Source organism: Mesorhizobium sp. B2-4-12 (genome assembly GCF_006441575.1).
GTDB lineage: Bacteria > Pseudomonadota > Alphaproteobacteria > Rhizobiales > Rhizobiaceae > Mesorhizobium.
The window spans coordinates 1-3,397 of record NZ_VFVC01000096.1; the positions used below are offsets into that span (position 1 = coordinate 1).

5 protein-coding genes are annotated in these 3,397 nt (G+C 64.9%); 2 read left to right on the plus strand and 3 right to left on the minus strand.

Annotated features, from left to right (window positions below):
- Positions 1-80 precede the first annotated feature (80 nt).
- Complete coding sequence (locus tag FJ934_RS27740; RefSeq protein WP_140613577.1) at positions 81-788, minus strand: GcrA family cell cycle regulator; 708 nt, start codon at positions 786-788, stop codon at positions 81-83.
- Between the two features lie 126 nt (positions 789-914).
- A complete protein-coding gene (locus FJ934_RS27745; protein WP_140613578.1) occupies positions 915-1,346 on the minus strand; it encodes a hypothetical protein in 432 nt (143 codons plus the stop codon).
- A gap of 26 nt (positions 1,347-1,372) precedes the next feature.
- Here FJ934_RS27745 and FJ934_RS27750 point away from each other — a divergent pair, with 26 nt between their 5' ends.
- On the plus strand, positions 1,373-2,077 hold the full coding sequence (locus FJ934_RS27750) for a helix-turn-helix transcriptional regulator (protein WP_140613579.1): 705 nt from the start codon (positions 1,373-1,375) through the stop codon (positions 2,075-2,077).
- A gap of 255 nt (positions 2,078-2,332) precedes the next feature.
- On the opposite strand, the gene FJ934_RS27755 is transcribed toward FJ934_RS27750, so the two are convergent.
- Entirely contained in the window at positions 2,333-2,635 is a 303-nt protein-coding gene (locus FJ934_RS27755) for a hypothetical protein (protein WP_140613580.1), read from the minus strand.
- 179 nt (positions 2,636-2,814) lie between these two features.
- Here FJ934_RS27755 and FJ934_RS27760 point away from each other — a divergent pair, with 179 nt between their 5' ends.
- Positions 2,815-3,180: a hypothetical protein gene (locus tag FJ934_RS27760; protein WP_246671664.1), complete on the plus strand. Its 366-nt coding sequence runs from the start codon at positions 2,815-2,817 to the stop codon at positions 3,178-3,180.
- The last annotated feature ends 217 nt before the right edge of the window (positions 3,181-3,397 follow it).

Here is a 3,397-nt window from a genome sequence, read left to right on the forward strand (position 1 = left end):
GCGGCGAACCCATCATGAGGGAGAAAACTGTTACCTATCTATCCGGTTCAAAGTGTTACCCATCTATCGGCTGGACAAGCTCACCCCGCCTCGCAAACGCGGCGGCGAAAGCGCGCCTGGTGATAGCCGCAGTAGCTTTTCATCGCCTTGGTACGCATGCCGCAGCACAGCATGTCGGCGCCCGGCAGGCCGCCCGGCGCATCGTTTTCTGGGTCTTCTTCGAGCGTCAGGTCGAGCGGCGCGCGGCAGCGGCCGAACAGGCAATCGATGAAGCGCATCGCCACGCCATGCGGCTGGCGGCCGATGGGGCCGCGCCGCGGCGCCGGCACCTTGAAGCGATAGGCTTCGCCGTCGGCGATCAGCACGCCCACCTCGCGCACGAACAGGCGCGGCGGCAGCCAGGCCGGCGAAGCGTCGTGCCTGACACCGGCCATGGCCTTGCGCGTGGCGGCGCCCTTGCCGACAGGCACATCGGCACCTTTTTTTACGGCGGCGGCCGCCTTTCCGGCGGCCTTGGCCTTTGTCCTTCCGCTGGCCTGCGTTCCGCCAGTCCGCCTGTCCTTCGCCCGTTCGCCGGCAACCTGCCTGGCCGCTGGCGGCATGCCCTTGCCGTTGGCAAAGCCGATCGCGCCCAGCATGGCGTTGCGGTGGACGATGCCGATAATGGCGTTGCGCGATACCGGGCTGCCGCGCAGTGTGCTGAACGCCGCCGCGATCTTCGAGGCCGAAAGCCCTTCCTTCAGCCAGCGGGCGATCTCGTGCAATTCGGCGTCGCTATAGCTTGCCATGTCCAGGCTCCATCCAGGGGTCCGCCTTCGGCCGCGCTTGAAGCGCGCCGTCGACCAGGCGTCAGGGTTCGGGCCCGGTCGGGCCACGGTCGGGGTTGTCGGTTTGAAAGCCGGCTTCCGCCGGTGTCAGCCGGAGCGGATCGATTGCCCGGCGGCGACGCGCGCAAGCCGCGCCTCCGCCGTCTCTCTGTCGGGGGCGGAAACCGCCCTGCCCGTCATCGGCTCGAACAGGATGACGGTGCCGTCCTGCGTGCGGATGCAGGAGCGCGCGGACAGACCGGCGGTAGGCTGGTCTAAATGGGGGCCGGAGCCGAGGGGAGCGGCGGCTCCGGCCGTTCCGGCCACCGTTGACGGGCGGACCGGACCCGAGGCATCAAGGCTCTCGGGCTTCGCCCCGGCCGGGGAGGAGGACGGCCGGGACGGAAGGGAATGGGCGGCGACTTCAGTCGCCGGATGCGCCTCACGGGAGGCCGGCGCCGCGGCGCCATGAAAGCTGGACAGGTTCTGCATGGCCAGATATAAGCATAACTCAAAAGTTGATGCAAGCCATTCTTTCATAGACGAGAGCAGCTTTCATCGCTCACATGGGCGCCATGGCAAGAACGGAACTGTCGATCAAGGTCGGGGCGGCGATCCGCCAGGCGCGCAAGCAGCGCGGGCTGGTCATGCGTCACATCGCCGAGCACAACGACACCGATGTCGCCGCCGTCGGCAATTGGGAAACGGGGCGCAACCTGCCCAAGACCGAGAATCTTCTGAAGACCGCGGCCTTCCTGCGCGTCGACCCGGTCGCGCTCGGCAAGGGCGAGGTCGTCTTCCTCGACGAAGCCGGCCCGGTGGCGGACGCCGAGATCGTCACCGATGCCGGCCCATTGCCGGCCGGACCGATGGACATCGAACTGCTCGGCGCCGCCGTTGGTGGCGACGATGGCGACTTCACCTTCAACGGCGAGGTCGCCGGCTATGTCCAGCGCCCGCCCGGCATCGCGCATCTGCGCAAGGTGTTTGCGCTGCACGTGCTCTCCGATTCGATGGTGCCGCGCTACGAGCCCGGCGAAATGCTCTATTGCGGCGGCCGCGACGCCGTGCCCGGCGACCACGTGGTGATCGAGACCTTCCCGGAAGAAAACGAGCGCAACGGCAAGGCCTTCATCAAGAAGCTGGTCAAACGCACCGCGGGTGAGCTGGTGGTCGAGCAGTACAATCCGCCGAAAACCCTGACCTTCAACCGTTACGCCATCAAGCACGTCTGGCGCGTCATCCCGCTGAAGGAATTGCTGGGGTATTAGCACCCTCGCTTTTCGGCATGGCGAACCGCGCATGCTTTTGCGCCGTTGGATTTTCTCTCGGGAGTCACGGCATGGATCCTGGGGTCTGCGCCGCGCCGCTTCGCTCCTTGCTTCGCCCTAGGATGACGAAATTACAGGCTTGGAAGCCAATCGCAAGGAACTGAGATCGCCAGCCAATATATCTTAGCGCCTTGAACCGGAACAGATGGAAGCACGACTTCGCGGATTGGCCGAAGCCTCCCTCCCCTCGCCCACTCAGGCCCGCCTGGATCCCTCCAGCGGCACCTCGCGGTCGCTCAGAATCCGCGCTTCGCTGCGCACACGCTGGCGCTCGTCGATGAATGCGGCCTGGATCGACACCGCCGTGCCGGGCAGCCCTTCGGCGCGGCAGGCGGAGCAGACGATGCGCCGGGACAATGCGGCCAGCGGCGTGTTTCCCGTCACCCCGAACCGCTTCAGCTGATCGGGCCGCCACCATCTGTTGCGGCCGCAATCGGCGCACTCCACAGAGATCGAGGCAACCTGCGCGATCACTGGTTCCCTGCCTGGCAATGCCATCGCCCCTCCTGCTATTTGTTCCTGATTTGTTCTTATATTCCTGTGTTTTGAGCCGGGAGTCGAGTCGCGGTTTCAAGACTTTTCCAAAAGTTTCCCTTCTGCATTTTTTTGAGTTATGCTTCTATATACTTGCAAATGTGAGTCGGGGCATGAACAGCCCGGCATCGGATCCGGGAGCAATGATGGATGCAGCCGATTTCGCCCGCGCCTGCGGTTACACCGGCGACAGCCCTGCTTTGCTCGAAGCCTTCGAGGCGATCCGCTGCAACGGCATTGCCCATGCCCGCCAAGACCATTTCAGGCGCAAGGCCGTCATCGACGACCTGAAACAATCCGAGCCGCTGTTCCTGGCCGCGATCGGCCCGGCCCTGTCGGCGGACGAAGCCATCGAGGACGCCGCCCGTTTCATCGCCTGCTGGCGCAACATGCCGCGCTGGCGACAGGAGCGGCGCCTGCCCGATCTCACCAGGGCCAGGCAGCAGCGTGTGGTAGCACGCTTCTTCCGCCGCTACGGCCATCGTCTATGGACGCTCGCGGCGGCCTGAAATGCGGCAGCCAGGGTGATGGGGTCTGATGATGTCGGAAAACATGAGGGTCCTCACGATAGACAGAATCACCAGCGCCTCGTTTCTTCCAGCATCCCTGGTCCGTCTCGACGCTTCGCGCCGATCCCCTTTCTCCGCCAGGGCTAGCGTGCGCACACATTTGATTTGGCGGTGGTCAGTATGGGTTTGCAAGGACGAAGCCCTCAACAATGGCGTG

What these genes read in the sequence shown, in the direction of transcription:
- FJ934_RS27760 (WP_246671664.1), top strand. Translation starts at nt 2,815, where the DNA reads ATGATGGATGCAGCCGATTTCGCCCGCGCCTGCGGTTACACCGGCGAC.
- FJ934_RS27745 (WP_140613578.1), bottom strand. Translation starts at nt 1,346, where the DNA reads ATGAAAGAATGGCTTGCATCAACTTTTGAGTTATGCTTATATCTGGCC.
- FJ934_RS27755 (WP_140613580.1), bottom strand. Translation starts at nt 2,635, where the DNA reads ATGGCATTGCCAGGCAGGGAACCAGTGATCGCGCAGGTTGCCTCGATC.
- FJ934_RS27750 (WP_140613579.1), top strand. Translation starts at nt 1,373, where the DNA reads ATGGGCGCCATGGCAAGAACGGAACTGTCGATCAAGGTCGGGGCGGCG.
- FJ934_RS27740 (WP_140613577.1), bottom strand. Translation starts at nt 788, where the DNA reads ATGGCAAGCTATAGCGACGCCGAATTGCACGAGATCGCCCGCTGGCTG.